This is a genomic window from Caballeronia sordidicola (genome assembly GCF_001544455.2).
In the GTDB taxonomy this organism is placed as follows: Bacteria; Pseudomonadota; Gammaproteobacteria; order Burkholderiales; family Burkholderiaceae; genus Caballeronia; species Caballeronia sordidicola.
In genome coordinates, this window is record NZ_FCOC02000003.1 from 218,510 (window position 1) to 245,139 (window position 26,630).

General features: G+C 61.5%; 27 protein-coding genes. 16 read left to right on the forward strand and 11 right to left on the reverse strand.

Annotated elements, in window-relative coordinates:
* Window positions 1-279: 279 nt before the first annotated feature.
* Window positions 280-738: a dihydroneopterin aldolase gene (locus AWB64_RS07300; protein WP_060818023.1), complete on the forward strand. Its 459-nt coding sequence runs from the start codon at window positions 280-282 to the stop codon at window positions 736-738.
* A gap of 30 nt (window positions 739-768) precedes the next feature.
* Here AWB64_RS07300 and AWB64_RS07305 read toward each other — a convergent pair whose 3' ends face one another.
* From AWB64_RS07305 to AWB64_RS07345, 9 genes are all read right to left on the reverse strand, one after another.
* Window positions 769-1,176, reverse strand: a complete 408-nt coding sequence (locus tag AWB64_RS07305; RefSeq protein ID WP_060818025.1) for a hypothetical protein — start codon at window positions 1,174-1,176, stop codon at window positions 769-771.
* A gap of 133 nt (window positions 1,177-1,309) precedes the next feature.
* On the reverse strand, window positions 1,310-1,819 hold the full coding sequence (gene fae, locus AWB64_RS07310) for a formaldehyde-activating enzyme (protein WP_060818027.1): 510 nt from the start codon (window positions 1,817-1,819) through the stop codon (window positions 1,310-1,312).
* Between the two features lie 127 nt (window positions 1,820-1,946).
* Window positions 1,947-2,801, reverse strand: a complete 855-nt coding sequence (locus tag AWB64_RS07315) for a triphosphoribosyl-dephospho-CoA synthase (RefSeq protein ID WP_060818029.1) — start codon at window positions 2,799-2,801, stop codon at window positions 1,947-1,949.
* The gene (locus AWB64_RS07320; protein WP_060818030.1) at window positions 2,785-3,753 is read right to left on the reverse strand and encodes an ATP-grasp domain-containing protein; all 969 of its coding nucleotides are present in this window, start codon (window positions 3,751-3,753) and stop codon (window positions 2,785-2,787) included. The genes AWB64_RS07315 and AWB64_RS07320 overlap by 17 nt, the downstream gene beginning before the upstream one ends.
* The gene (mch, locus tag AWB64_RS07325; RefSeq protein WP_244163973.1) at window positions 3,750-4,781 is read right to left on the reverse strand and encodes a methenyltetrahydromethanopterin cyclohydrolase; all 1,032 of its coding nucleotides are present in this window, start codon (window positions 4,779-4,781) and stop codon (window positions 3,750-3,752) included. The genes AWB64_RS07320 and mch overlap by 4 nt, the downstream gene beginning before the upstream one ends.
* Window positions 4,756-5,973 (reverse strand): ATP-grasp domain-containing protein, encoded by a 1,218-nt coding sequence (locus AWB64_RS07330; protein WP_244163974.1) that lies wholly within the window; start codon window positions 5,971-5,973, stop codon window positions 4,756-4,758. Before AWB64_RS07330 ends, mch begins: the two co-directional genes overlap by 26 nt.
* A complete protein-coding gene (locus AWB64_RS07335) occupies window positions 5,970-6,908 on the reverse strand; it encodes an NAD(P)-dependent methylenetetrahydromethanopterin dehydrogenase (protein WP_060818034.1) in 939 nt (312 codons plus the stop codon). The genes AWB64_RS07330 and AWB64_RS07335 overlap by 4 nt, the downstream gene beginning before the upstream one ends.
* 69 nt (window positions 6,909-6,977) lie before the next feature.
* The gene (locus AWB64_RS07340; RefSeq protein WP_060818035.1) at window positions 6,978-8,027 is read right to left on the reverse strand and encodes a beta-ribofuranosylaminobenzene 5'-phosphate synthase family protein; all 1,050 of its coding nucleotides are present in this window, start codon (window positions 8,025-8,027) and stop codon (window positions 6,978-6,980) included.
* Between the two features lie 72 nt (window positions 8,028-8,099).
* Window positions 8,100-8,486 (reverse strand): 4a-hydroxytetrahydrobiopterin dehydratase, encoded by a 387-nt coding sequence (locus AWB64_RS07345; protein WP_060818037.1) that lies wholly within the window; start codon window positions 8,484-8,486, stop codon window positions 8,100-8,102.
* A 431-nt stretch (window positions 8,487-8,917) separates the two neighbouring features.
* Here AWB64_RS07345 and AWB64_RS07350 point away from each other — a divergent pair, with 431 nt between their 5' ends.
* From AWB64_RS07350 to AWB64_RS07380, 7 genes are all read left to right on the forward strand, one after another.
* Window positions 8,918-10,726, forward strand: coding sequence for a methanol/ethanol family PQQ-dependent dehydrogenase (locus AWB64_RS07350; RefSeq protein WP_060818040.1), 1,809 nt, complete (start codon window positions 8,918-8,920; stop codon window positions 10,724-10,726).
* 185 nt (window positions 10,727-10,911) lie between these two features.
* Window positions 10,912-11,325, forward strand: coding sequence for a c-type cytochrome (locus tag AWB64_RS07355; protein ID WP_060818041.1), 414 nt, complete (start codon window positions 10,912-10,914; stop codon window positions 11,323-11,325).
* A 35-nt stretch (window positions 11,326-11,360) separates the two neighbouring features.
* Window positions 11,361-12,254 carry a substrate-binding domain-containing protein gene (locus AWB64_RS07360; RefSeq protein WP_060818042.1) on the forward strand — a complete coding sequence of 298 codons (894 nt, stop codon included), beginning with the start codon at window positions 11,361-11,363 and terminating at the stop codon, window positions 12,252-12,254.
* Window positions 12,251-13,027: a hypothetical protein gene (locus AWB64_RS07365; protein ID WP_060818043.1), complete on the forward strand. Its 777-nt coding sequence runs from the start codon at window positions 12,251-12,253 to the stop codon at window positions 13,025-13,027. The genes AWB64_RS07360 and AWB64_RS07365 overlap by 4 nt, the downstream gene beginning before the upstream one ends.
* Window positions 13,028-13,091: 64 nt before the next feature.
* Window positions 13,092-14,045 (forward strand): LysR family transcriptional regulator, encoded by a 954-nt coding sequence (locus AWB64_RS07370; RefSeq protein WP_060818044.1) that lies wholly within the window; start codon window positions 13,092-13,094, stop codon window positions 14,043-14,045.
* 66 nt (window positions 14,046-14,111) lie between these two features.
* Window positions 14,112-14,984 carry a DUF72 domain-containing protein gene (locus tag AWB64_RS07375; RefSeq protein WP_075643255.1) on the forward strand — a complete coding sequence of 291 codons (873 nt, stop codon included), beginning with the start codon at window positions 14,112-14,114 and terminating at the stop codon, window positions 14,982-14,984.
* Between the two features lie 97 nt (window positions 14,985-15,081).
* On the forward strand, window positions 15,082-16,956 hold the full coding sequence (locus AWB64_RS07380) for a DUF3857 domain-containing transglutaminase family protein (RefSeq protein ID WP_060818045.1): 1,875 nt from the start codon (window positions 15,082-15,084) through the stop codon (window positions 16,954-16,956).
* Between the two features lie 4 nt (window positions 16,957-16,960).
* Here AWB64_RS07380 and AWB64_RS07385 read toward each other — a convergent pair whose 3' ends face one another.
* Window positions 16,961-17,878 carry a recombination-associated protein RdgC gene (locus AWB64_RS07385; protein ID WP_060818046.1) on the reverse strand — a complete coding sequence of 306 codons (918 nt, stop codon included), beginning with the start codon at window positions 17,876-17,878 and terminating at the stop codon, window positions 16,961-16,963.
* Between the two features lie 55 nt (window positions 17,879-17,933).
* On the opposite strand from AWB64_RS07385, the gene AWB64_RS07390 reads away from it, so the two are divergent.
* Complete coding sequence (locus tag AWB64_RS07390; protein WP_060818047.1) at window positions 17,934-18,383, forward strand: GNAT family N-acetyltransferase; 450 nt, start codon at window positions 17,934-17,936, stop codon at window positions 18,381-18,383.
* A gap of 364 nt (window positions 18,384-18,747) precedes the next feature.
* Here AWB64_RS07390 and AWB64_RS07395 read toward each other — a convergent pair whose 3' ends face one another.
* Window positions 18,748-19,578: an alpha/beta hydrolase gene (locus AWB64_RS07395; protein ID WP_082850392.1), complete on the reverse strand. Its 831-nt coding sequence runs from the start codon at window positions 19,576-19,578 to the stop codon at window positions 18,748-18,750.
* Window positions 19,579-19,896: 318 nt separating this feature from the next.
* Between AWB64_RS07395 and AWB64_RS07400 the strand changes: the two genes are divergently transcribed.
* The 7 genes from AWB64_RS07400 to denD are packed head-to-tail and all read left to right on the forward strand — an operon-like array spanning window position 19,897 to window position 26,617.
* Window positions 19,897-20,601 carry a FadR/GntR family transcriptional regulator gene (locus tag AWB64_RS07400; RefSeq protein ID WP_060818048.1) on the forward strand — a complete coding sequence of 235 codons (705 nt, stop codon included), beginning with the start codon at window positions 19,897-19,899 and terminating at the stop codon, window positions 20,599-20,601.
* A 24-nt stretch (window positions 20,602-20,625) separates the two neighbouring features.
* Complete coding sequence (ltnD, locus tag AWB64_RS07405; protein ID WP_060818049.1) at window positions 20,626-21,528, forward strand: L-threonate dehydrogenase; 903 nt, start codon at window positions 20,626-20,628, stop codon at window positions 21,526-21,528.
* Complete coding sequence (gene otnK / locus AWB64_RS07410; RefSeq protein WP_060818050.1) at window positions 21,528-22,802, forward strand: 3-oxo-tetronate kinase; 1,275 nt, start codon at window positions 21,528-21,530, stop codon at window positions 22,800-22,802. The genes ltnD and otnK overlap by 1 nt, the downstream gene beginning before the upstream one ends.
* A gap of 2 nt (window positions 22,803-22,804) precedes the next feature.
* Entirely contained in the window at window positions 22,805-23,458 is a 654-nt protein-coding gene (gene otnC, locus AWB64_RS07415) for a 3-oxo-tetronate 4-phosphate decarboxylase (protein WP_060818051.1), read from the forward strand.
* Window positions 23,459-23,499: 41 nt separating this feature from the next.
* Entirely contained in the window at window positions 23,500-24,840 is a 1,341-nt protein-coding gene (locus AWB64_RS07420; protein WP_060818052.1) for an MFS transporter, read from the forward strand.
* A 20-nt stretch (window positions 24,841-24,860) separates the two neighbouring features.
* A complete protein-coding gene (otnI, locus tag AWB64_RS07425) occupies window positions 24,861-25,658 on the forward strand; it encodes a 2-oxo-tetronate isomerase (RefSeq protein ID WP_060818053.1) in 798 nt (265 codons plus the stop codon).
* Between the two features lie 8 nt (window positions 25,659-25,666).
* Window positions 25,667-26,617: a D-erythronate dehydrogenase gene (denD, locus tag AWB64_RS07430; protein WP_060818054.1), complete on the forward strand. Its 951-nt coding sequence runs from the start codon at window positions 25,667-25,669 to the stop codon at window positions 26,615-26,617.
* Window positions 26,618-26,630 lie beyond the last annotated feature (13 nt).

The window sequence follows — 26,630 nt, forward strand, 5'->3', positions numbered from 1 at the left end:
TGGTTCTTGCGACGGTTCGCAAGCGCCGCGGCGCCGTATCTAATGGTATTCCCCTGCGCGGCGTGTCTTTCGCATGCGGCTCTCAGCACGCATGCGCCCGAACCAGTTCATTCATTCTGAAGTGCTTATGAACTGGCGCCACTCACAAAACTTTACATCCGATGACGTTCCGGTTCAATAAGTAGTCGCGTCAGGGCAGGGTGTCGAGCCCGGAATTTGCTTTATTCGCTCGTGGCGATCAATCATTTTCTTTTCCCGCCTTCGAGCAATGGAGTTTCCATGGAGCTTTTCGATGCAATCCGAGCCACGCGCAGTTCCGCCGGTTCAAGAGAATCCGCGCGCCGCGCGATTGCCGATGCTGCACCGCAAACCGTGAGCGGCGCGCCAATGGATATTGTCTATATCAACGGCTTTACGGCGCAGACCGTAATCGGTATTGATGCAGTCGAACTGCACGAGCCACAACCCGTGCTGCTGGATCTCGCAATCGGAGTCCCTTCCATACGCGCTTGCGTGACGGATCGGATCGAGGACACGGTCAATTATGCGGCGGTGCACGATGCGCTCGGTGTGCTCATGGCTTCGCATGGGGTTCAGTTGCTCGAACGGCTTGCCGAAAAAATCGCGCAGTTGGTAATAGCCGACTTTGGCGCGCGCTGGGTGCGGGTTTCCCTAGCCAAGCCCGCCAAGTTCGATGATGTGGATTCAGTCGGCGTGGTGATCGAAAGAAGAGGCTAAGCTAAGGGCCACTCCTGAATGCTGGCGACGTCACTTGGCTGCGGCCTTGGACACGCCACATGCCCTGAACGCCTCGGTTTGTACAGAGCGGAAGTTCTTTGTCTGCGCCCGGGCCCGGTCCACCCGGAACTCGTTGCCGCCTTCCCCGCCAAGCGTCGCATACTTCGAAAAGGTCATCTGCTCGACGTAGTCATCGTAGGGAAGAACCTTTGCGATGTGATCTATGGCGCATGAGCATTTGTACACGTTCGCAAAGTCATGACCGTTGTCATCCATGCACCCAAGTACGTACTCCACACGGCCCTGCGTGGGATAGTCATAACTGTGCGCGGCACTGCCGCCTGAAGGTGCGGCTTCGCCGGAACCTGCCGCGAGCGCAATCGCCGGAGCCACCGCGAGACCGGCAAGCAACAGCCGCACGCGATATCGATAAGTCATTGCAGTGCCTCTGCCAAAGCATTATTCATCGGTTGAATACGGGGACCGGCCATTGAGCAGGCCGCGAATCAAGTCATGCAAAGCACGATCCGCGGCCCGTCTTTCTCTTTCCGGATCCGTGTGGCCCCAGGATTCAGGCCGCGGCAAACGGATGCGCGGCTGCCGCCTTCTTCGATACCACGTCCGCCGCGCTCGGCTCCCCGGCAACGGCTCGCTGGATCGCTTCGCGCGTGGCCTTGTAGTTGTACTCCTGGATCTTCTTGTCGTCGTCGGCTTCCCAGTGGATGAACACGCCGACGCAAACGAACACGTCGTCGGCTTCGTCCGCGGGAATGGTGCCGTCTTCCACGCTGTCGGCAACCGCGAGCGCGACCGCATGCTGCGCCGGGCCGAACATCTGCACAGCCTGCTTTGCACCCTTGATGGTGACCTTGTTGAACATCACCGTATTCGGGCGGGTGATGAGATTCGGCGCGACGACCGCGAGCAGCGACGTGAAACCGTCCTTGTTATTGGTCAGGGCGTGGCAGAACGCGGTCTCGACGGCTGAACCGCGCGGTCCGATCAGCAGGTCGATATGCGCGACCTCGTTGCCGTCGCCGACTAGCGACTCGCCTACCATGACGCGGTTGATTTTGGCCATGCTGTTCCTCCAGTGATTTGGATACGAATGTCCCGCTTGCGGTCAGCTCGCGCCCGGCGCGAACTCTTTGAGAACCATGGCTGTTCCTATCATGTTCCGTGCCAATCGGCTGCGCATGCGCCGCACGTCAACTCATGCGGCCATGCGCTACGCCGCCCACGAACAATGTCGCGACCGTCAGGTCCGCGCTCGTACCCGGATTGATGCCGCGCGCCTTGAGTTCGCCGTCCCACGCGGCGAGACCCGCGGCCACGCTGCCGGGGCCGTTTCGATGCAGCGCGTCCTGCCAGTGCCGCGCGTCGTCCGTGACACTCTGCGCCATCGGCAGGCCGTGCTTGCGCACAATGTGTGAATCGGGCCAGCCGCTCAGGAAATGCAGGAACAGCGCGAGGGTCGAGGTTTCGTCGATTGCGTGAAGACGGCGCGCCGGTTCGAAGACGTCGGCAAACCCGTTTGCATACTGCCGCGCGATGCTGTCACGTTGCGCCGCCAGCGTCATCGCGGTGCGAAGGCCGACAGTGGGCGCATCGCGCACCGATTGTTCGGACGTGTCGCCCAGTCCGCCGGGATTCGCCAGCGCGATCGCGCGGTACGCTTCGCGGGCATCGTCGATACCGAGCCGCGCCAGCATGTTTTCGGTTGCGTCGCGCCAGGTATCGAGCGTCACGTCAGCGTTGGCGAATTCATCGAGCGCGGCTGCGAGCGGCGCCACCAGCAGGACGATGCCGAGGTTGGTGTTGCAGCCAGCGACTTCGCGCGTACGGCGCACGGCATTCAGCATTCGCTCGCCAACGGGCGCGCCGGTTTCGAACAATCCTATGGCGGCAGCGTCCGCGCTCGCAATGAACTGAGCGGCCGTCATGCCGTGACCTTCACTCGCGAAGCTGACGTTGCCGGGTTTTACTGTCGCCACGTCCAGCCGGCAAGCGTTCAGGAAGGCTGCCAGCGCCCTTGAGGACAGAGAGTCAGTGATTGGGGTCATCGCCGGTCTTCAAGGGCGTCAGGACGCGTGCCATGAGCTTGCGATCAAGCAGATCGTCGACCAGAGCCGCCGCAATATCGAACTGCGTGACCGACTGTAACCCGCGCCATGCGGCAACGCCGTTGACCTCCAGCACCAGCGCGCCGGCGTCGCCGGGAATCAGGTCCACGCCGGCATAGTCCAGGCCCAGCGCGCGGCTTGCGCGCACGGCGATATCGGCGAGTTTGGGTTCGAGCGGCGCAGCCTCGCATGCCGCGCCTTGCGCAAAGTTGTGAATCCAGCCTTTGCCGCCGACCCGCTTCATGGCGGCTGAGGCACGGTCTCCGATCACGAGCACCCGCCAGTCGAAACCCGGCTGGCGGTTTTCGACCGCGCTTTCCACATAGCGCTGCAAATACGCGACCTGACCCGAGGCGCGCAGCGAAGGCAACGGCGCAAGCGATCCGTCACGGCGATTCGCGCCAAGACGTCGCAAGCCCTTGCCCTGCGACCCGAACAGCGGCTTGAGCACCGTGCGGTGGCCGCCTGCCGCCTCGCGCATCAGCACGCGCTGCGCGAATGCGGCCGATTCGCTCGCCCACGTTGCGGGTGTCGGGACGCCGTGCAGATTGAGCAGGAAGCTCGTCATCGACTTGTCGACGCTGCGCTCGATCGCGCGTGCGTCGTTGTACACGGGCACGCCGCATTCGCGCAGCGCGTGCAGAATGCCAAGGCGCAAGGTGACCTGCTCGAAGGTTCCGCCAGCAATACCGCGCACGAATACCGCGTCGGGCAAAGTCTCGCCGAAGCCGGGTATTGCGAGTCCGAACGGGCGCAGGGTCGTATCGATACGGCAATCCGCCAGGTCCACGCAACGCGCCTCCACGCCGCGCGCGCGAAATGCTTTTTTGAGGCGCGAGGTATGCCAGCCGGTTTCGTCGCTCATGATCGCGACGCGCAATCCCGTGGTCATGGCCCGGCCTTTTCACCGCCCGCCACAACCGGCGAGGCGGCGCTCCATTGCGTATCGAGCAATGCCATGTTCAGCGCGCCGCCGTGATACGTCATGCCGCTTTCCAGGCTGCTGACCCATACTTCCGCGGGCGCGAACAACGCGGCGTCGATCTGGTAGAAGTCGTAATTGAACGCCTTGAAGATATCGGCGAAGGGGCGGCCGTAGTCGCGCGCATTCGAAGACGGCAATTGCGCCGCGAGACGTTGCGCCACCGCATCGCCTTTCACGGTCAGGTGCACGCGCCCGCCATACAGGATAGCGTCGTTGGTGCGGCCCATCGCCTGGATTGCATCGGGCGCGGGCGGGGGCAACGGCGCCGAGCCGCTGCCCTCGACAATCTCGTTCAGGTCCACGCCGAGCACGTGCGTCTTGTGCAGTGCAACTTCCACCACGCGGGCGACGACCTGCACCGTTCCTGCGACAGAGTGTGTCGGCGTGACGGCGATAGTGAGCTTGTCGGGCGCCAGCGCGCAATCGCGCAGTATCTTGTCGATGACGACTTGCGGCGGCAGCCTGTCCACTTCCATTACTAGCGCCCCGCGGTCGTGCCGGTCGCGGTAGCCGAGTTCATCGAAGAGCGGTTCCTTCGCGGCCAGCGCGCGCGCCGGACCCGAACCGAGCGAAAAGAACTTCTTGCCGCCGGTCTGTTCTTTCGTGGCGGAAAGACTCCAGCCCGCGTACTGGCTGCCAAGGCACGCCAGCACGGGCGAGGACGTATGCACCTCGATCATGCTGGGCCAGAGCGGATTCGCGTCGAGGCTCGAGCGCACGGCAACGCGTCCGAGGCCGCCCATGCAAAGCCGCGCGATCAGCACGCCCGCTTCCACGCCGCCGGTTGTCTCGACGCCGGCATCCACGATCGCGGTGCCGTCCGGCGTCCGCGACACGGCTATGCGCAGGCGCCCAGCGTGCTCGATGAGCCGGCTTGCTAGGCGTTCGCTCAGCGCATTGACGCTTACTTCAGGCGGAGGAAGGGATGACGGCATCGGCGTCCTCATGACATGTTTCGATACGTTGCAAGAGAAGCGCTTCCCGGCGATCGAGTTCTGCCATGACGGCGCGCGTGGAGGCTTGCGTGACAATCAGCGTGCAGACTGGTTCGCCCGCGCCGATGCGCGCGCCCGGATGCGGGACGTCGTGGCATGCGGGGTCGGTGAAACAGGTTTCGCTGAAGGCTCGCGAAACGACGAAATCATATGGCGCGAACAGCACGCGCTGGCCGGTCTGGTTCGAGCGGGTCACGCGTTGAGAAACGGAAGGCAGACGGCCGTCGAGACACGCATCGATATGACACGCGATCAAGCCACGCGGCCACGCGTCGGGCGCGGCGGTTTCGTAAAGCGTCATCGTGGATGAAGGGCGCGCGTTGATCTCCAATACGTCGACACGTTCGCCGTCGAGCAGGAAATCGATGCTGTTCAGGCCCGTGAGGCCGGTTTGCGCGGTGATCGCTTCGACCGCTTCCACGACCTTGTCTTTGACAACGCGCGGCGGATCCAGGGGTCCTGCAGAACCCGCATGAAGGTACGGAAAACTACCCGCGGCCATGCTGAACTGTTCTGCAAATCCAATCAGCCGTGCCTCGCCGCGCGCCGCAATAAAGAGCGCCGACATTGAGCGGCCGAACGCGCGCCGCTGGAAATAGGCGTCGTCAGAGTTCGCGCAATCCGAATCGGACAATATTTTTATATGGGTGCCACCGCAGCCATTCGCGTGTTTGATGAGCCAGCCGGCGTCGTGCGCGGGACGGATAAACGTGGTCTCCGGATGCGCAATGCCCAGGCGATCCAGTAACGGGAAAAACCGGCGCGGGTCACGAACGTCAGCCGTCGCGGCCGCGCCGTTGCCTATAAAACGCGGCAATCGCGATGCGGCACACAATTGCTGTATCAGCGGTTCAAGCCCGCTGCCGGCCACGAATCCCAGCATGCGCGGCAAGCGCGCGGTGCGTTCGAGCGCATCGAACAGTCGTTGCCGGTCAATCGATATCCCCCCGCCGCCAATGTCGAACCAGAGCGGCGCGTAGCTGCGCGTATCGCGGTCGCCGAAGATATCGAGCGCCGCCACATTCAATCCCGCCCGATAAGCAGACTGCGCGAGCATGCGCGCCGACAACCCCACGGCCGCGATAAACGGCGCATGTGACGATCGCGCGGATGTGGTGAAGCGCCACATCATCCGAGCCCGCCGCCGCTCACGCCGACGATTGCGCGGGCCTCGTCGAAGGCTTCGGGAAAACCCAGATACACCGGCTTGCCGCCAGTGCGCATTCGCACGAACAGCCGATGCTCGACCTGATACTTCACATTGCCGATAGCCAGCGCGCCAATACCGAGCGCATCCTGGCGCACGGCGCCGGCCAGCGGTTTGCCGTCGTCCATGACATGCACGCCCGCGATGCCTTCGGGCGGCACGGCGTTGACATCGGCGGCGATCAGCAAGTGTCTTGCATGGGACAGGTCGGCGGCGCTCATGACCTGCACGCCGGCCACCGCGGTCGCCATCACGACCTCGGCAGTGGAAAGCGCGTGGTGAAGATCGTCCGATGTGCGCACGGACACGCCCGTCGTCGCGATATCGAAGCGGCGGTTGACCTCGTCGCTGACCTGCGTGGCGCGGGCGATGTCCGAATGGCTCGCTATCAGGACTTGCGCGCCGAGCGACGCGGCCATTGCCGCCGCCACCCGGCCGACCGCGCCTGTGCCGCCGAGAATCAGCACGCGCTTGCCGCCGAGATCGGCGTTGTGCCCGCCCTTCAGATGTTTTTCGACCAGCGCAACCAGCGCGGCTGCCGTGGTGTACGAACCGCTTGGATCGGCGAATACGGACACTTCGAAGGGCGGCACCATCGCGTGGCGCGCGGTGTCGAGCATGTCGGCGGCGAGCATGACGTCGCGCCCGCCAATGAAAATGCCGGTGCGCGAAACGCCTTTCGGACCGCGCGAGAAGATCGCGTCCTGTGTCAGCGTGACAACGTGCTCGGACCCGACATTGCAGTACGGCACGATCACCTGATAGCCGGCGTCGGCGGCCATGTTGACGTCGAAAGGGCTCATCTGGGGTGTGGCCGTCAACATGTGCAGGATGTACGGCCTTTCGGTGGCTTCGGGCATGGCGATGGACTCATTCAGGTTTCGGGTAGTCTGATCAGCGGCGGGCCTCGGCCCATGAAGAGAATCCGTCTACGGGCAGTCGGTCTTGCAGCGCTGCATGCCGAGCGTGCGGGTCGTGTGGGTTGCGTGAGTCGCATGAATTGCGCCGCCGCGGTTCGCCGCCGCGACCACCGAGCACGCAATGCCGGACGTGCCGCGGGTTGCGTCGAGGGCAGCGCTCAAGCCTTGCTGGGCGTCTTGCACGCTACGGAAAAACGCGAAGCCTGTTGGACCCCACGAAGTCTGCCCGATGCCGGGTGTATCGACGGCATCGAGCGCGGCGGCCACGGCGGGACTCGAGAACACGCCGCCCTGGACCGGCGCGAAGTATTCGCCAATGGTCTGCTGCACTTCGCCGATACCTTCGGCGAACGCATCGAAATTGTGTTCCGCGATGCCGGGCAAGACACGCATCAGCACCAGGTGACAGAGGTGCGCGGCGAGCGTTTGCGGGAACGGCGCGAGCGCGGCGAGGGCGTGCCGCTCGGCGTCGCCGTGAAGACCTTCGCGGCGGGTATCGTCAATAAGCAGTACGCGCCACGCGTCCGGAAACACCTGGCGGGAAAGCATCGGCGGGGGACGTTTATGGTCGCCGGGACCGCCGTCCACAATCAGCCCGCCATGATCGAAGCCCAGCATGCCGATGCCCGAGCGCGCCCCGCGTCCGAGCAGCCGCGCGAGTTCGGTGCTCGCCGGCGTGCGCCCGGCCAGACGCGCAAATGCGGTGCCGACCGCCAGCGCGAGTTGCGTGCCGGAGCCGACACCAGAGTGCGCGCGCGGCGCGTGATGCACTTGCACGGCGACGGGTGGCGCGCCGTACGCGGCATGCAACAGATTCAAATACTGTTCGATGCGCGCGCGCTGCGCCTCGCTGCGCGCGCCGGTCACGCCATCTTCGTCGGCAAGGCGCGCGGTGATGCGGGTGCCGGGCGCGTCGACGGCCAGGCCAATGCTCCCGAACGCGCGCCCAAGCGACGCGTTCGGGTCAAGAAAACCGAGGTGCAGTCGCGCGGGAGCATCGACGGTGACGGCCGACAGCGGCGGTAAGCGATCCCGCAAGCTATTGAACGGCAACTGCATTGCGTGTCCCCAGGTTCGTTGTCGTGGGCGAAAGCCGTCGAGCTTCAAGGCAAGAGCCATACCAACGTGCTTTCAGGCATCGTCGTACTTGATATAGCGAAAGCGCTGATCGTCCGATGGCGTGCCTTCCAGCGCGCCGCCCTCGCGTCCCGGCTGCCACTGGATCACTTCCTCGATCTTCATTGCGAGCGCGAAGTCCTTGTCTGTGATGCCCTTGGCCGAATGCGTCTTGAGCTTCACGACCACGAATGCATACGACACCGTGAGGTCCGGGTGATGCCACGCCGCCTCGGCAAGATGGCCGATCGTTGTCACCACCATCAACGTGCCTTTCCATCCTTCGGTCTTGTATTTGCGGCGCAGCCATCCGTCTTCCATATACCAGTGCTTGAGCGGACCGCTCAGGCGCGCCTGGATCTCTTCATCCGAGAAGGTCTTCTCGGGTTGTTTGCTGGTCATGGCATACCCTCCTTAGGGCCAATGGGCAAAACAATCCTTCGATAAGTGCAAACAACGCGCCAGAAAACGAGGTTCCCGCGCGATAACGTTCAGGTCCTTTTCATGGTGCACTGCACAGACTTCCAACCATAACCGCTGGCCGCAGTAGCATCGGCTGTATCGCGGATTTGACACAGTATGTGTCGTAATCCGAATGAAGCGTATCGGCGCCGGGCATTGCCCCGGGCCATCCATTGGCATGCGCGCCGCATTCGGCTACGACGCCAGCCGGTGTTTCGCTGCCCGGCATGGAATATGCAATTCGTCTTCACACAGAAGCCCGTCATTGAACGGGCAGAGCTTAAGCTCGCTGCCTGCACTGGTGAAGGCGCGCCCGGAGCGTGGCGGTGGGGTCATCCCTGAGTCGGACGGCAACACATTCTGGAGGAGACATGAAACTACGCACCCTGGTTCTCGGACTGGCGGTGGTTGCGGGAACGGCCTTTAGCTCTTTTGTGGCGCAGGCAGATTCGCAACTCGACGCCTCGATGAAGAACACATCGAACTGGGCCGCTCAAGCAGGTGACTATTCGAATCACCGCTATAGCCCGCTCAAGCAGATCAACGAAAGCAATGTGGCGAAGATGCAGGTTGCCTGGACCATGTCGACCGGCGTGTTGCGCGGTCACGAAGGTTCGCCGCTCGTGATCGGCGACACCATGTATATCCACTCGCCATTCCCGAACAAGGTCATCGCGATCAGTCTGAAGGACCAGACGTTCCAGTGGCAATACGAACCGAAGCAGGACACGCAGGTGGTATCGGTGATGTGCTGCGACACGGTCAACCGCGGGCTGGCTTATGGCGACGGCAAGATCTTCCTGCAGCAGGCCGACACGAAACTTGTCGCGCTCGACGCCAAGACCGGTGAAGTGAAATGGACCGCGCAAAACGGCGATCCGAAGGCAGGAGAGACCAACACCAACGCGCCGCACGTCTTCGGCGACAAGGTGCTCACGGGTATTTCCGGCGGCGAATTCGGCGTGCGCGGACGCCTGATTGCGTACGACATCAAGACCGGCAAGGAAGTCTGGAAAGCGTACAGCACGGGTCCCGACAACGAAATGCTGCTCGACCCCGACAAGACCATGACCTGGGCCGACGGCAAGATGACGCCGGTCGGCGCGGACTCGTCGCTCAAGAGCTGGAAGGGCGATCAGTGGAAGTCGGGAGGCGGCACGACCTGGGGCTGGTATGCGTGGGACCCGAAGCTGAACCTGGTGTACTACGGCACTGGGAACCCCGGCACATGGAACCCGACGCAACGTCCCGGCGACAACAAATGGTCCATGTCCATCTTCGCGCGCGACCTGAATACCGGTAAGGCGAAATGGGTCTACCAGATGACGCCGCACGACGAATGGGACTACGACGGCGTGAACGAGATGATCCTTGCCGACCTGCCCATGAACGGCAAGACGGTGCCGGCCATCGTCCACTTTGATCGCAATGGGTTCGGCTATACGCTCAATCGCGAGACAGGGCAGTTGCTGGTTGCCGACAAGTACGATCCGGCGGTGAACTGGGCTGACCGCGTGGATCTCAAGAGCGGCTTGCCGGTTCGCAACGTCGCGTATTCCACGCAGGCAGCGGGTCCCGATCACAACGTCAAGGGCATCTGCCCGGCGGCGCTGGGATCGAAAGACCAGCAACCTGCCGCCTTCGATCCAAAGAGCAACCTGTTCCTGGTGCCGACCAATCACGTATGCATGGACTACGAGCCGTTCGAGGTCGAATACGTGTCCGGCCAGCCTTACGTTGGCGCGACGCTGTCCATGTATCCCGGTCCCAACGAAAAGGGTGCAATGGGCAACTTCATTGCGTGGGATGCGAGCAAGGGCAAGATTGCGTGGTCCAAGCCGGAGAAGTTCTCGGTGTGGTCGGGCGCGCTTGCGACCGCTGGCGGCATTGCGTTCTACGGCACGCTTGAAGGCTATCTTAAGGCCGTGCGCATCTCGGATGGCAAGGAGCTGTGGAAGTTCAAGACGCCTTCGGGAATCATTGGCAATGTGTTCACCTACCAGTATCAGGGCAAGCAGTTCGTGGGTGTCTATTCGGGCATTGGCGGATGGGCGGGCATTGGCATGGCGGCGGGCCTTGAAAAGTCCACGGAAGGACTGGGCGCGGTCGGCGGGTATCGTGAACTGGCGAAGTACACCGCGCTTGGCGGCACGCTCTTCGTGTTCGCCATCCCGAGTTGAGCGCGAGTTCATTCCTGCCGTAGCAGGCCGTGAGGCGGCTTCAGTCCGCCAGATTTGAGAGTGCAGACGCGTGCTGGCCGAAAGTCTTGCCGCACGCGTCCCCCATCCCGAACCATCAATCCCGCACTGCGCTCGAGCTTACCGACGCTTGGGCGCGCACGCTCCAAACGAAGGAGACATTTGCAATGAAAGGCCGAACACTCTTGCCGCTGGCGATAGCGCTTGTCGCGTTGCCCGCTTCCTACGCCCAGACCGATCCGGCGCAGATGAAGCCGGTCGCGTATCAGGTGGTCGACGGCAACAAGGTCGACAACAACACGCTGCAAGGCTGGAGAACCTGGCGTGCGCTCGCATGCGAACGGTGCCACGGCGCGCAGCAGCAAGGCATGGTGGGACCGTCCCTGATCGATGCGTTCAAGACCCTCGATACCAATGAGTTTCATCGGACCGTGTTCGGTGGACGCCTTGACAAGGGTATGCCCGACTTCAGCTCGAGCCCCATGATGCAGAAGAATTGGCAGAACCTGTATGCGTATCTGAAAGGGCGCTCCGACGGCAAGATCAAGCCGGGCGACCTGCAGGCGATCGACGCCAAGTGACCGTGCGCATGGTTCGGGCTTTACCGGAGGGTTCGATGTCTGATGGCAATACAAGGCGTGCGGTTCTGACGATACTTACCGTGGCATTTCTCGGCGCGGGCGGCGCACATGCGGAGGGACCCGCACTGCCGCATAACGACGGGGCCGACGGCGTGCTGCGTGTCTGCGCCGACCCGAACAACATGCCTTTGTCGAACAGCAAGGGCGAGGGTTTCGAAAACAGGATCGCCGAGCAGATGGCCAGCGACTTCGGCTACAAGGTCGAATACACGTTCTTTCCGCAGCGCATGGGTTTTATCCGCCGCACGTTGCGCGAGAAAATCCCCAACACCGACGACTACAAATGCGACCTTGTGATAGGCGTGCCGAAGGGTTACGACATGACTTCCACCACGCGCGCATGGCTGCACTCCACCTACGCGATGGTCTTCCCCAACAGGCCCGAGTTTGCGTCCATCACAACACCGGCGGATCTTCTCAGGTTGCCGCCTGACCAGTTGAGTAAACTGCGTCTTGGCATCTTCTCGAACACGCCCGCGGTTGACTGGCTGCTGGGCAATAACCTGATCGAACAAGCGGTATCGTACAAGGTGCAAAGCGGCGACCCTGCCGAGTTTCCGGGCGAAATGATCCAGCGCGACCTCACGGCGGGCAACGTGGACGTTGTGTTCCTGTGGGGACCCATAGCCGGATACTTCGCGAAGCAGGCCGGCGACAAGGTCAGGCTCGTGCCGTTCCCGCCCGCGCCGGGTCCGCGCTTCGACTATGAGATTTCAATGGGCGTGCGTTATGGCGAAGCGCCATGGAAAACAAAAATAGACGACTGGATTGGCGCGAATCACGCGAAGATCGACAAGATCCTCACGAGTTACGACGTGCCGCTGCTGCCGATCAACGACAAGCCGCCGGCACAGGCCAACGCCAAATGACGTCATCGAACAGCCGGTTCCGGCGCGCATGCAGCGTGGCGGCGTTGAGCGCATTCGCGGGGCTTGCGTTAGATTACGCCCGCGCCACCGATGCACCCAATGCCGCGAGCGCTGCGGCCGCCGACATTGCGCCGGCTGAGCGGCTGCTGTTTTTATCGACACACCTGAAGGGCGTTCAGCCTCAAACGGAACTCGACTACTCGGTTGATCGATCTGGTCCGCCCGCGAAAGAGAAGGACACGGTCAAGGTGCTCGTCGTCAGCGCCGATAACGCCAACGGCGACGCGCGTATTACCGATCATCGAGGGCCGGTGGAGATGTCCGGCGAAGGCTTGCCGTGCAATCCGGTGATCCTGTATTTCCTCGAACACGATGTCGCTGAAATGCAGCAACTGACCGGCGGCCAGCGTCGCTATTTTCAACGCCGCGTACGGCTTGCGCTGGCGGCGAACCCTGCCATTACAGCGGTCACGCGCGACGCCCAGGGCAAGAAGGTGAACGCGCGGCAAATCGTGATCCAGCCTTATCTCGACGACCCGAACGGTTCGCGTTTTTCGCAGTACGTGGGCAAGCGCTATACCTTCGTAATGTCGGACGCGGTGCCGGGCCAGGTCCTGCTGATTCGCACGGAAGTGCCGGGATCGAACAATGATTTCTCACATCCGGTGCAGATCGAGACGCTCAGCTATCAGGGTGCGTTGCGCAGTTTGACGCCGCCGCCGGGCAAGAAAATGCCCGACAAGTCCGTGAACGCGCCGCGCGCCAGCAACTGAACGCACGTGAGCTTAAGCTGCGGCGCTTGTCTGAACTTGCCGTCCTGCACGACGGCCGCCTAATGTGAACTTCATTCGCTCGCTGACCTTGCGGCAGTTGCAGATATTCGTGATCGCATGCCGGTATCCGAGCTTCGCGCGCGCGGCGGAAGAGTTGCATCTGACGCAGCCGGCCATTTCAATGCAGATCCGTCAGCTCGAAGAAGCGGTCGGCCTGCCGCTTTTCGAGCGCGTTGCACGCAAGCTGACGTTGACCGAAGCTGGAGAGCGGCTGTCGCATCACGCAAGCAGGATACTTGGAGAGATCAAGGACGCGGAAGACGCAATGACTTCGTTGTCGCTCGCGGATAGCGGATCGATTGCCGTGAGTATCGTAAGTTCTGCCACTTACTTTGCGCCGAAGTTGCTCGCAGCCTATTCGCGCCAGTATCCGCGAGTCGATGTACGGTTTTCCGTGGGCAATCGCGAGACGCTGCTGCGCCAGCTTCAGGATAACGCCACCGATATCGCCATCATGGGAAGGCCGCCTCCCGAACTGGGCACGACCGCCGAGCCGCTTGCCTATCATCCGCATGTGCTTATCTGCCCGGTCGATCATCCGCTTTGCAACGCGCGGCAGTTCGACCTGCAGGAACTTGCGGGCGATACGTTCCTGTTGCGCGAACCGGGGTCGGGCACGCGCGCGGTCAGCGAGCAGATGTTCAGGCAGCATCTGTTCATGCCGGCGCGCAGCGTGACGCTTGGCAGCAACGAGAGCATCAAGCAGGCCGTGATGGCAGGCATGGGCGTGAGCCTTATTTCGCTGCATACGCTTGCGCTCGAACTGCGTTCGAATGAGCTAGCATTGCTCGATGTCAACGGCACGCCGGTCGAGCGCACCTGGCAGATCGTGCACTTGCGCTCGAAGCGTTTATCGCCGACATGCATTGCGTTTCGGCGCTTCCTGCTGGAGCATGCCGCGCCATTTCTGGAACGCGAATACGCCGGATTCGCCGTGCACGCCAATTCCCCGCGATAACGCCTGAACGCGTCGGCCGCCGATTCGATACACTGGAGCGCATCGACGGCACGGTGAGGAGGGTTCATGGCAACGCGAAAGACAGCGGTGAAAACCACGGCGGCAAAGAAGACGGTCGCAGTCAAAGCACCGAAGAAGAACGCAGGCGTGATCCGGGTCGGCATTGGCGGCTGGACATTCGAACCGTGGCGCGGACTTTTCTACCCGAAAGACCTCGTGCAAAAGCGTGAACTCGAATATGCAAGCCGGAAGCTGAATTCCATTGAAATCAACGGCACGTTCTACGGCTCGCAGAAACCGGCAACGTTTGCGAAGTGGCGCGACGAGACGCCCGACGGCTTTGTGTTCTCGTTGAAGGCGCCGCGATTTTCCACGCATCGGCGAGTGCTTTCCGAAGCCGGCGAATCCGTCGAGCGTTTCCTGTCGAGCGGCGTGCTGGAACTGCAGGACAAACTCGGTCCAATCAACTGGCAGTTCGCCCCGACCAAACAATTCGACGCCGACGACTTCGAGGGCTTTCTCAAGCTCTTGCCCGCGAAAGTGGAGGGGCATGCGATCCGTCATGCGGTGGAAGTGCGCCACGAGAGTTTCCGCGATGAAGCGTTCATAGCGCTGGCTCGAAAATACGGTGTTGCGATTGTCATGTCGGGCGATTCGCATTACCCGCAGATCGCCGATGTCACAGCGCCGTTCGTCTATGCACGCATCATGGGGACGACCGAAGATCAGGCGCAGGGTTACGACAAAGCCGCGCTCGATTTGTGGGCCAAACGCGCACGCGAATGGTCATCGGGCGCTACACCGAAGGGACTCGAAACAGCCGCGAAGACGGCCCCCGAAGATACCGCCCGCGACGTCTATCTCTACGTGATCAGCGGGTTCAAGGCGCATAACCCGGCGGCGGCCATGGCGCTGACCGAGCGCTTGAGCGAAGGATGATTCAGGCCGGGCATCGCTGAATTTGCCGCGTTTATCTACGCACTGGCATACGGTACGATTCGAGCGTCCAATTCCGAGGCGGAGCGCTACCAGGTTCATGACTTCCCATCTGCTGCTTGCCGCATTGCTCGCGTGCATGCTTCGCCCCGCTTTCGCGGCCGACGCCATGGAAACCGAGCAGCCGTCGACCACCATCCGCGACGTGCATGTCTTCGTCGTGGCCGAAGATGGCTCGCTCACCGAGGACGACGAAACCACGCTCAAGGCGAACACAGCGGCGGGTATCGGCGATATTGCGCAGCGCTATATCTGGTTCGACAAATCCACGTCGACGGTTCAAATCAGCGAGGCGTATTCCGTCAGCGCGGACGGCGTCCGCCACGACGTCGCGCCCGACCAGATCCGTGAAATCCAGGAGCCGCGTTCGGCGGGTGCGCCCACCTTCGCCGATGCACGCCTGAAAGCCGTGATCTTTCCTGCCGTCGATGCCGGCTCGACCGTGCATCTGCGCTTTCACAAGACGCTGTCGAAGTCCGTCATTCCCGGCCAGTTCGACTATTTCGTGGAACCGAGCCGCGGCCCGGTACAAAGCCAGACGCTGATCTTCGATCTGCCCGAAGGCAAGCCGCTTTACGCCGATGCACGCGGCTACACGGCCTTGCCCGCGGTGACGCGCAACGGCCGCACGCGCTACGAATTCACTTATAGCGACCTGCATTACGACCGCGTCGAAGCCGGTGCGGTTGGATATGTGCAATATGGCGACCGCTTGATGGTCTCGACCTTTGCCGACTACAAAAGCTTTGCGGCCAGTTATCGCGATGCCGCGATTGACCCGAGCGCAAACGATCCCGCCATTCGTAACCTGGCCGAGTCGCTGACACGTAACGACGCCGGCCCGCGCGAAAAGGCCGCGACACTCTATGACTGGGTTCGTCACAATATCCGCTACGTATCGCTTTATATCGGGCAAAGTCCGGCGGTGCCGCACAAGGCGACGGAGATTCTCGCGAACCGCTATGGGGACTGCAAGGACTATGTTGCGCTGTATGGCGCGTTGTTGTCGGCGGTGGGTATCGAGAACCAGCCCGCGCTGATTGCGCTCGGATCGGTGTACACGCTGCCCTCGGTGCCCGGTTATGGCGCGGCCGCGGTCAATCACATCATCACGTGGCTTCCGGGTCTTGGGATGTATGCCGACGCCACGGCTTCCACGGTCGAGTTCGGATATTTGCCGCTTGCGGAAATGGATCGTCCGGTGTTGCTTGTTGGCGATGGCACGCTCTCGCGCACGCCGTCCACGCAGCCGTTATCGCGCAATGTGCGGTTGCAGATCGCGGTCGCGCCGGATGGATCGGCGTTGTTTTCGTCGCAAGTGGAAGATGGCGGATGGAGCGCCGGGCCCGAGCGCGCGAACCTGCGGCACGCCGCGCCTCAACGCCGCCAGCAGATTGCCGATGCCCGCCTGCGTGCAACAGGGCTGCGCGGCACGGCAAGCCTCACGGCGAGCGACCTGGACGCCACGGGTACGCCCGTGACAACAACCTTGCGCGGCACGCTGGACGATGTGGTATGGCCAACCGGAACCACGGCGTTGCCGGCGTTGACGAGCCTGTCGGGCGGCATAGCCTCGCAGGTCGATTACCTGCTTGCCGAACGCGTTCGCACCCAACCGTTCGTATGCACGGGCGGCAGCTTCAACGAAGTTGCGCAGCTCAGCCTTCCGAAGACCGTGCGCGTGACCGACCTTCCCGCCGATACCAGCATAGCCGACACGTTCCTCACATACTCATCGCGCTATGTCTTCGATCCCGCGACCAGCACGCTTCAGGCCGAGCGTCATATGCAGGCGAACTTCGGCAAGCAAGTGTGCTCGGCCGCCGAGTTCGCCGCCATGCAGCCGGTGTTGAAACGCATTGCACGGGACACGAGATCGCAGGTCGTCGTCAAGGCGGTTTCAATACCGGACTAAGCGTTCACGCGGCGGCTTTGGATAGCGTGTCCTGCTCACCGCCAAGCGCATCGATGATATCCGCGAGCATCTTCGCCAGTTCACCTGTCATCAGCGTGAAGTCGGAATCGAAGACTTCGTCGTCGTTGTGCGCGGTCGGATCTGCTGCGTCCTTGATGACGTCGAGCGGCGTAACGCGCTTGATGGTGAGCGATGGCGTCAGCACGAACGAGATCCTGTCCCGCCACGTCATTGCGAGGCGCATGCATTGTTTGCCCGCTTCTATGTGGCGGCGCATGTCGTCGATCTCGAGCGCATGGCCGACATAACGCACCGTGGCGTTACCCTCGCCGCTTGCGCGCAGCTCCGTGTCCTGATCGAGCGAAAAGCCGCCCGGCGCTTCGCCGGAGAGCAGCCAGTCGGTCATTGCCGCGACCGGCGCCATGGCTGCACGCACGCTTGCAAGCGGCAATTGATCGATGGATTTCACGAGCAGGCCGAGGATGTCGTCCGCGAGCGTGGGCGACGCGGCATCGATGACAAGCCAGCCGTTCACTGTATCGATCCACACCCGCGTGTCGCGACGAATGCTGAAAGCGCGCGGCAGAAGTTCGTCGGTGACTTGCTCCTTGAGTTCGCGCATTTGCTTGCGGCCAGGCTTGAATCCCTGCTGCTCTTCGAGTTCGGCGGCGCGTTCCTTGACGAACTGCGTCACCACCGACGCCGGCAGCAGCTTCTTTTCCGCACGCGCGACGAGCAGCATCTGGCGGTTGTTGGCGTAGACAAGCGAGCCATCATCACGCGGCGACGCCCAGCCGTGGCTTTGCATTTCCACGCCGCCGCCGGGCTGGAACGCATGAGGCGTAAGCCACTTTTCGATTTGTTCGGGAGTGACGGCCCAAGGGGCCGGAAGGCGATGAATCTGAAGGTTCTTGAACCACATAGGCATCCGGGCAAAACGCACTATTCTATAGGACAGTGAACCTGCTTTTAAACAAATGAACCTTGACATACGGCAGGCTGTATCGGCGGACTCGGCGTGGTTGTACGAGACCTACAAGCAAACCATGATTGGTTTCGTTACGCGCACGACCGGTTGGGACGAGCATGCGCAACGAAACGGATTCGCGAAAAGCCTTCGGCAAGGATCATGCAGCATTGCGCTTCGGGGTGGCGAGCGCTGTGGGTTCGTTCACTGGGAGGTCGAACCGGATCTGGTGTGGCTGCGCATGCTGTGCATCGTGCCCGCGATGCAGCGGCAAGCCATCGGCCGCCAGTTGCTTGGCGACGTGCTGTTGTTATCGGAGAAGCTGGGGAGGCCGCTTTACCTGCACGTCTTTCGCTGCAACGAGGTCGCATACGGGTGGTACAGGCGGATGGGGTTTGCTGAAATTGAAACCGAAGCGAGCAACGACGATATTGCGACGTTGGCGCTGGGCGGCCAATAAAGCCGCAAGGTGAAGCGATGTACGAATGATGGCTTGAACATGCATGCCATCACGGGAAAGTATTTGAAGCGGGGCTGCAAGTGTACTTGCCACCCCTGGCTCGCTGAAAATGTTTGGCAACAACTTTCGTGGAGAACGCGAGTTGTTTTTAATTTATCTCAAAAGCGCGCGTGGCTCAACGCCAATTACGTTTTATCCGGCTGCGCACCATCACGCCATGGCGCGCAGCCGCGCCGTGCGGAGGACTCTCCGAAAACGGCAATTCAGTTTTGCATTTTTATGGGCAATTCTGACAAGACCGGATCACGCGATGCAAGCCCTGTACATGTTTGCATCGCGTGTTCGTTGTTCGTCGTGCGAACGCCTAGCTCTGATCCTGCGCGTGCTGTGCAGCCTGTTCGATCAACGCTGCCACTTCTTTCGGATGCGATTCATAAACCGAGTGGCTCGCCCCCGGAATTTCGACGGTATGGCTATGGGCGCGCGCGGCGTACATGCGTTCCAGATCCGGGTTGATGATCTTGTCCGCCTTCGCGACCATGTACCAGCTCGGCTTTGTCTTCCATGCCGGGTCGGCGATCTCGCCAGTGAAGACCGACGCCGCCGTGGGCATCTGCGCATTCGCTTCGAACTGGGCTTGCTTGAGCGGAAGGTCGGCGGCGAAGTCAGCGGGGTAATCGGCCGGGTTCAGGAACAGGAAACCGTCCGGCGTCTTCACCACGGCCTTGGTCGAGTTCGGATACTTCTTGCCGTTGCTCACTTCGGTTTCACCCACGTCGAGCGCATGCGCCGCGATGTAGACGAGCGCCTTCACATGAGGATCGTTGCCGGCTTCCGTGATGATTGCGCCACCATAGCTGTGACCCACGAGCACGGCCGGACCGTCCTGCCGGTCGAGGACTCGCCTGGCCGCGGTGACGTCTTCCCCGAACGATGTCAAGGGCTCCTGAACGAGGCTCACGTGATAACCGTCCTTGGTCAGGATGTCGTAGACAGGCCGCCATCCCGCTCCGCCCACGAATGCGCCATGCACGAGCACGATGTTCTTGATCGGCCCATGAGCGGCAGCGGACGCGGTCATGGCAGCGGGCGCAGCGGACTGATCCTGCGCTTGCTGTGTTTGCTGCGCGAGTGCGCCGGTTGAAACCAATGCGCTTGCGATCAGCGACAAGAATAATTTTGCAGGAACCTTCATTTTAAAACTCCGGGATATAAGTGGTACGTGCAAGTGCTAACACTGCCGCTTCCCGGCTATTCCCATCGATTGAAAAAAATTCTCAAACGATCGCCGCGTTAAAGAATGCCGCGCGTTCGCGCTGAAGGATCGATCACACAGTTTTCATGCGGCGGCGAGACGAAAGGTAAATAGGGCACTTTTTTAACCTGTAAGTTAGTCATGACGCTCCTCAGTCGCATCTCGCGCCTCTTCACCGAGGGTTTTCCGCAGTATCTCTGTCTTGCTGAAAATTTGTATGATGACCACATCACCTAACAAATCTGATTCGTTGCGGTCATGTTCGAGAAAATTCCAGCACGGGCGCTGAGCGATTCCGTCGCGCAACAGCTCTTGCTTCAAATCGAAAAGGGTGGTTTCGCCAGCACCGGCAAACTGCCGACCGAAGCTGTGCTGGCGCAGGAATTCGGCGTCAGCCGGACCGTCGTGCGCGAAGCGATTTCCCGGCTCAAGAACGAAGGCATGGTTGAGCCGCGGCAAGGCAGCGGCGTTTTCATTGTCGAGCGAGCGGGCATCCGGCCGCTGCGCATTGATTACGCGCAGGCGGTCGAGCCGGGCGCGGTCGTGCAGATATTGGCGCTGCGGCGCGCTATTGAGGCGGAAGTGGCGGCCGAAGCGGCCATGCGCCGGACCGACGAACAGATGGACATCATTGAAGCCAAGCTGGCGCAAATCGATGTCGCTGTGGCGCAAGGCAACGACGGTGTTACCGAGGACGTGGAGTTTCATCGCGCGATCGCGAGCGCCACGGGCAATCCCTACTTCCTGACCACGCTCGCTTTCCTGAATCAGTATCTTGAGGCCGGCACGCTGGTCACGCGCCGCAATGAAGCGCTGCGCGAGGATTTTTCGCGGCAAGTGCGTGAGGAGCATGCACGCATTGCCGCCGCCATTCGCGCACGCGATCCGCTCGCCGCACGCAGCGCCGCTCAGACTCACCTGTACAACGCCGCTCGCCGCCTCGCGGAAGCCGGCATCTGCTGACAGAGCTATTATGAGGACGACGAAATGTCGAGAAACGTAGGGGTGATCGGCCTGGGCGCCATGGGTCTGGGCGTCGCTCGCTCGCTATTGCGCGCGGGCTTCAAGGTGCACGCGTGCGATGTGCGCGCGCAAGTGCTCGAAGCCTTTGCAAGTGAGGGCGGAATCGCGTGTGCCACGTCTGCGGAATTGGGCAGTCACTGCGACGCAGTGGTCACGGTTGTGGTCAACGCGGCGCAGACGGAGGCCGTGCTGTTCGGCACTGACACACAACCGGGCGCGGTTGCATCGATGAAGCGTGGCGGCGTTGTGCTCGCATGCGCGACGGTGTCTCCGGCGTTTGCGATTGAACTGGGAAAGCGCGTGGAGGCGGCCGGTCTCCAGATGCTGGACGCGCCTTTGTCGGGGGGCGCCGCCCGTGCGGCATCGGGCGAAATGACGATGATGACCTCCGGTCCCGCTGCCGCATATGCCGCATGTGAGGACGTGCTCGGGGCGATTGCGGGCAAGGTGTACAGATTGGGCGAAACACACGGCAAGGGATCGAAGGTCAAGATCATCAACCAGTTGCTTGCCGGCGTGCATATTGCCGCGGCCGCCGAAGCCATGGCGCTTGGCCTGCGCGAGGGCGTGGACGCCGACGCGCTCTACGACGTCATCACGCATAGCGCAGGCAACTCATGGATGTTCGAGAACCGCGTACCGCATATTCTCGCTGGCGACTACACGCCGCTTTCCGCCGTCGATATCTTCGTTAAGGATCTCGGCCTCGTTCTCGATACTGCGCGCGCTTCCAAATTTCCGCTGCCGTTATCCGCGGCCGCGCATCAGATGTTCATGATGGCGTCCACGGCCGGACACGGCGGCGAGGACGACTCGGCGGTAATCAAGATTTTCCCAGGCATCGATGTGCCGAAAGGAGCGAAGTGATGACCCAAGCCCTGCTAGGCTGCATTGCCGACGACTTCACCGGTGCGACCGACCTTGCCAACATGCTCGTGCGCGGCGGCATGCGCGCGGTGCAGACCATAGGCGTGCCGCAGACGGATACGGCAATCGAAGCCGATGCGCTGATCGTCGCCTTGAAGTCACGCACAATTTCCGCAGCGGACGCAATCGCGCAGTCGCTGGCCGCGCTCGAATGGCTGCGCGCGCAAGGTTGCCGGCAGTTCCTGTTCAAGTACTGCTCCACTTTCGATTCCACCGCTGACGGCAACATAGGTCCGGTCGCGGATGCATTGCTCGATGCACTCGGTGACGACTTCACAATCGCATGTCCCGCGTTTCCTGAGAATGGGCGCACGATTTATCGCGGATATTTGTTTGTCGGCGATGTGCTGTTGAACGAGTCCGGTATGCAGAATCATCCGCTCACACCAATGACCGACGCGAATCTCGTGCGCGTGTTGCAGCAGCAGACAAAATCGAAGGTCGGACTCGTAGCGTATGACGTGATTGCGAAAGGCGCGCAAGCCGTGCGCGAAAAGATCGCGGCATTGAAGCGCGATGGCGTGCGGCTTGCCATCGCCGATGCCATTTCCGATGCTGATCTTCATGTGCTCGGCGAAGCGTGTTCGGAACTGAAACTGATCACGGGAGGGTCGGGCATTGCGCTTGGCTTGCCGCGCAATTTCCGCGCGACGAATGGTTTGGCCGAGGCAGAACACGCAGCCGGTTTGCCGAAGATGGAAGGACGATCGGTCGTGCTGGCAGGCAGTGCATCGAAGGCGACCAACGAACAGGTCGCATTGTGGCGCGAGACAAAGCCGGGCTTTCGCATCGATCCGCTCGCGCTTTCGCGCGGCGAGCCTGTTGTAGAACAGGCGCTCGCATTTGCAGCGGAGCATTCCCCACAACCCGTGCTGATCTATGCCACGTCGACGCCCGACGAAGTGAAGGCCGTGCAGAAGGAACTCGGCGTAGAAAAAGCGGGGCATCTGGTCGAGCAGGCGTTGGCATCGATCGCATGGAAGCTGCGCGATGCCGGCGTGCGCAAGTTCGTGGTTGCGGGTGGCGAGACCTCGGGCGCCGTGGTGCAGGCGCTGGGCGTGAAGTCGTTGCGCATTGGCGCACAGATCGATCCGGGCGTGCCCGCGACGCAATCCATTGGCGATGAACCCGTTGGTCTTGCATTGAAGTCCGGCAATTTCGGCGCGAAGGATTTCTTCGCGAAAGCGTTGAAGGCGCTGGACGGAGCGGCCTGATCGTGACGACTACCGAAACCCGCATCCGCGAAGAAATCTGCACGACAGGCGCAAGCCTCTATGAACGCCGGTACACGGTTGGCAGCGCAGGCAACATCAGCGCACGCATTGACGACGGCTGGCTCATCACGCCCACCGATGCATGCTTGGGGCGGCTCGATCCGGCCGATATCTCCAAGGTCGATAGCGCGGGCAATCATGTGTCGGGCGGCAAGCCCTCCAAGACGCTGGCCTTGCATCGACGGATCTATGAGAACAACAGCGAAACGCACGGCGTGGTTCACACGCATTCCACACATCTCGTCGCGTTGACTCTTGCGGGCGTGTGGCGCAAGGAGGACGTGCTGCCGCCCATTACGCCGTACTACGTAATGAAGGTCGGTCATGTGCCGCTGATTGCATACCGGCGCCCAGGAGACCCTGCCGTCGCCGAAGAAGTCGCGGCGCTTGCATCGAAGGTGCGCGGCGTGCTGCTGGAACGGCTTGGGCCGGTGGTATGGGAAAAATCGGTGAGCCATGCGTCCTACGCGCTGGAAGAACTGGAGGAAACCGCGCGGCTCTGGATGCTGGCGCTTTCGACCGATGCACCGCTTCCCGAGCCGCTCGCAGAAGCGGCTATCGAGGACTTGCGCAAGACCTTCAACGCGCGATGGTAGCGAAGCAGGTCTGATCACCCACCTCAATCCTGGAGACAAGCATGACCCCTGACCACGCCGTGCCGCCCGGCAGCGCGCGAACGCCCGTAGCTGCCCCCTACGACGAAAAAGATCTGGCGCGCACCTACAAGAAAGTCTTTTGGCGCATCGTGCCGTTCCTCATGCTATGTTATGTGGTCGCTTATCTTGACCGAGTGAATGTAGGTTTCGCCAAGCTGCAGATGTCGCAGGATCTCGGGTTCAGCGAAACGGTGTTCGGTCTCGGTGCGGGCGTATTTTTTCTTGGTTATTTTCTGTTCGAACTGCCAAGCAATATTCTCATGCACAAGATCGGCGCGCGGATCTGGATTGCACGGATCATGATCACATGGGGCATCCTTTCCGCACTCTTCGTTTTCGTAAAGACGCCCACGCAATTCTATGTCCTGCGTTTTCTGCTGGGTCTCGCAGAGGCCGGTTTCTATCCGGGCGTGATCCTGTATCTGACCTACTGGTTTCCGTCGCACCGGCGCGCGAAGATTGTCGCGGTATTCATGTCGGCTATTCCGGTCGCGGGCATCTTCGGCAATCCGCTGTCCGGCTGGATCATGCAGAGCTTTTCGGATAGCCGGCACTTCGAAGGCTGGCAGTGGATGTTTCTCATTGAAGCGATCCCCGCGTTGCTGATCGGCGTCGCGACCATTCTTTATCTCGACAACAACATCCGCAGCGCGACTTGGTTGACGGAACCGGAAAAGCGTTTGCTGGAACACGAAATCAGCGCCCAGCCGAAACACGAAGGGGATAGCACGAAGCATTCTCTGCGCGCGCTGTTTTCCGACAACCGCATGTGGTGGATGTCGCTGATTTATTTTGCCTTCGTAACGGGTCAATACGGACTGACGTTCTGGATGCCCACCTTCATCAAGTCGACGGGCGTGACGGGCGCGTTTAATATCGGCTTGTTAAGCGCAATTCCGTTCCTGGTTGCGATTGTCGTGATGAATGTACTCGGTCACAGTGCTGATAAGCGCCGTGAACGCCGCTGGCATTTGATTGTTCCGGCGCTTTCAGCCGCCGTTGGCTTTTCGGTTGCAGCGTCGTTCGCGGGTAACACGGCGGTATCGATTGTTGCATTGTCCGTGGCCGCCGCCGGGGTCCTGACCTGCGCGCCGCTCTTCTGGTCGCTGCCCACGGCTTTCATGTCCGGCGCGGCGGCCGCCGCCGGCATAGCGGTGATCAATTCGATTGGAAACCTTGCTGGCTTTGCGAGCCCGTACATGATCGGGTATCTCAAGGACCTGACGCACAGCACTGCGTCGGGCATGTATGTGCTCGCCGGCATGCTGGTGATCGGCGCCATTGCTACGTGGCTTGTGCCGGCCAAGCTCGTGAATCGCTGAACTAAAAGGAGTCTATAGTCATGCCTCGTTTTGCCGCCAACCTCACGATGATGTACACCGAGCACGCGTTCCTCGACCGTTTCGCCGCCGCTGCCAAGGACGGCTTCAAGGGCGTCGAATTCCTGTTTCCGTACGACTTCGCCGCGACAGACATCAGGACCCGTCTCGATGAAAATGGCCTCACGCAGGCCCTGTTCAATGCGCCGCCGGGTGACTGGGCTGCAGGGGAACGCGGCATTGCCTCGCTGCCTGGACGCGAGGACGAGTTTGCGCGTGCGCTCGATAAAGCCCTGGAATACACCGCTGTGCTAGGTAACAAGACGCTGCACGTGATGGCCGGCCTGATCGGTCCCGGGAAATCGCGCGAAGCGCATCGGGCGGTTTATCTGAAGAACCTGGAGCGTGCCGCAAAAGCGGCGCGTTCAGTGGGAATCACGGTGGTTATCGAGCCAATCAATACGCGCGATATTCCTGGTTTCTTCCTCAATCGGCAAGACGACGCGCAGTCGATCTGCGACGAAGTGGGCGCGCCGAATCTGCAAGTGCAATTCGATTGTTACCACTGCCAGATCGTGGAAGGCGATCTGGCAGTCAAGCTCAAACGCGACATGAAGCGGCCGAACGCTGGCATCGGTCATATTCAGATTGCAGGCGTGCCGGATCGCAACGAACCGGATGTGGGCGAACTGAATTATCCGTATCTCTTCGACCTGATTGACTCGCTGGGCTATGACGGCTGGATTGGCTGCGAGTACCGGCCGAAAGCGTCGACCTCGGCTGGCCTCGGCTGGCTTAAACCTTATCTGCAAACTGCGTGAGTGGGATCATGAACATTCTCATTACCGGCGGCGCCGGTTTTCTTGGCCAGCGACTCGCACGTGGCCTGCTTGAACGCGGCACGCTGATGGGCAAGCCAATCACCGGGCTCACGCTGCTCGACGTTGTGCGTCCGCCTGATTTGAACGACAAACGCGTGCGCGTCGAGACGGGCGATATAGCAGATCGAAGCGTGCTCGAGCGATGCATCAGCACCGGGACGCACGCGATCTTTCACCTTGCAGCCATTGTCAGCGGCCAGGCGGAAGCGGATTTCGATCTGGGCATGCGCATCAACCTGGACGCGTCGCGTTTGCTGCTCGATGTATGCCGCACGCTCGGGCATGCGCCGCGCGTGCTGTTCACGAGCTCGGTGGCGGTGTATGGCGGCACGCTTCCGGATGTGGTTCGCGACGATACCGCGCTGAATCCGCAGTCGTCGTATGGCACGCAGAAGGCAATTGCCGAGCTGCTGCTGTGCGATTACTCTCGACGTGGTTTTGTAGACGGACGTGTGCTGCGTTTGCCCACGATCAGCGTGCGTCCGGGGCGGCCAAACGCGGCTGCGTCATCGTTCGCAAGCGGCATCATTCGCGAGCCGTTGAACGGCGAACGTGCAATCTGTCCGGTCAATGGCGACACGCGTTTGTGGCTGTTATCGCCGCAAAAGGCGATCGAATCGCTGATCGCCGGCTGTGAGCTCGATCAAGCCGCGTTAGGTCTGTGGCCCGTGGTCAACCTGCCGGGGTTGTCGGTCAGCGTGACGGAAATGGTCGCTGCGTTGAAGGACGTTGCGGGCGAAGAGGTTGCTGCGTTGATTGACTGGAAGCCCGATCCGAAGATCGAGAAGATCGTGGGGAGCTGGCCGGGCGCATGGGACGTTTCACGCGGGAGGCAGCTGGGCTTGAGCGCGGACTCCGGTTTCGCCGATGTCATTCGCGCCTTTAAACAAGAGTCCTAGTGGACGCCGGGGC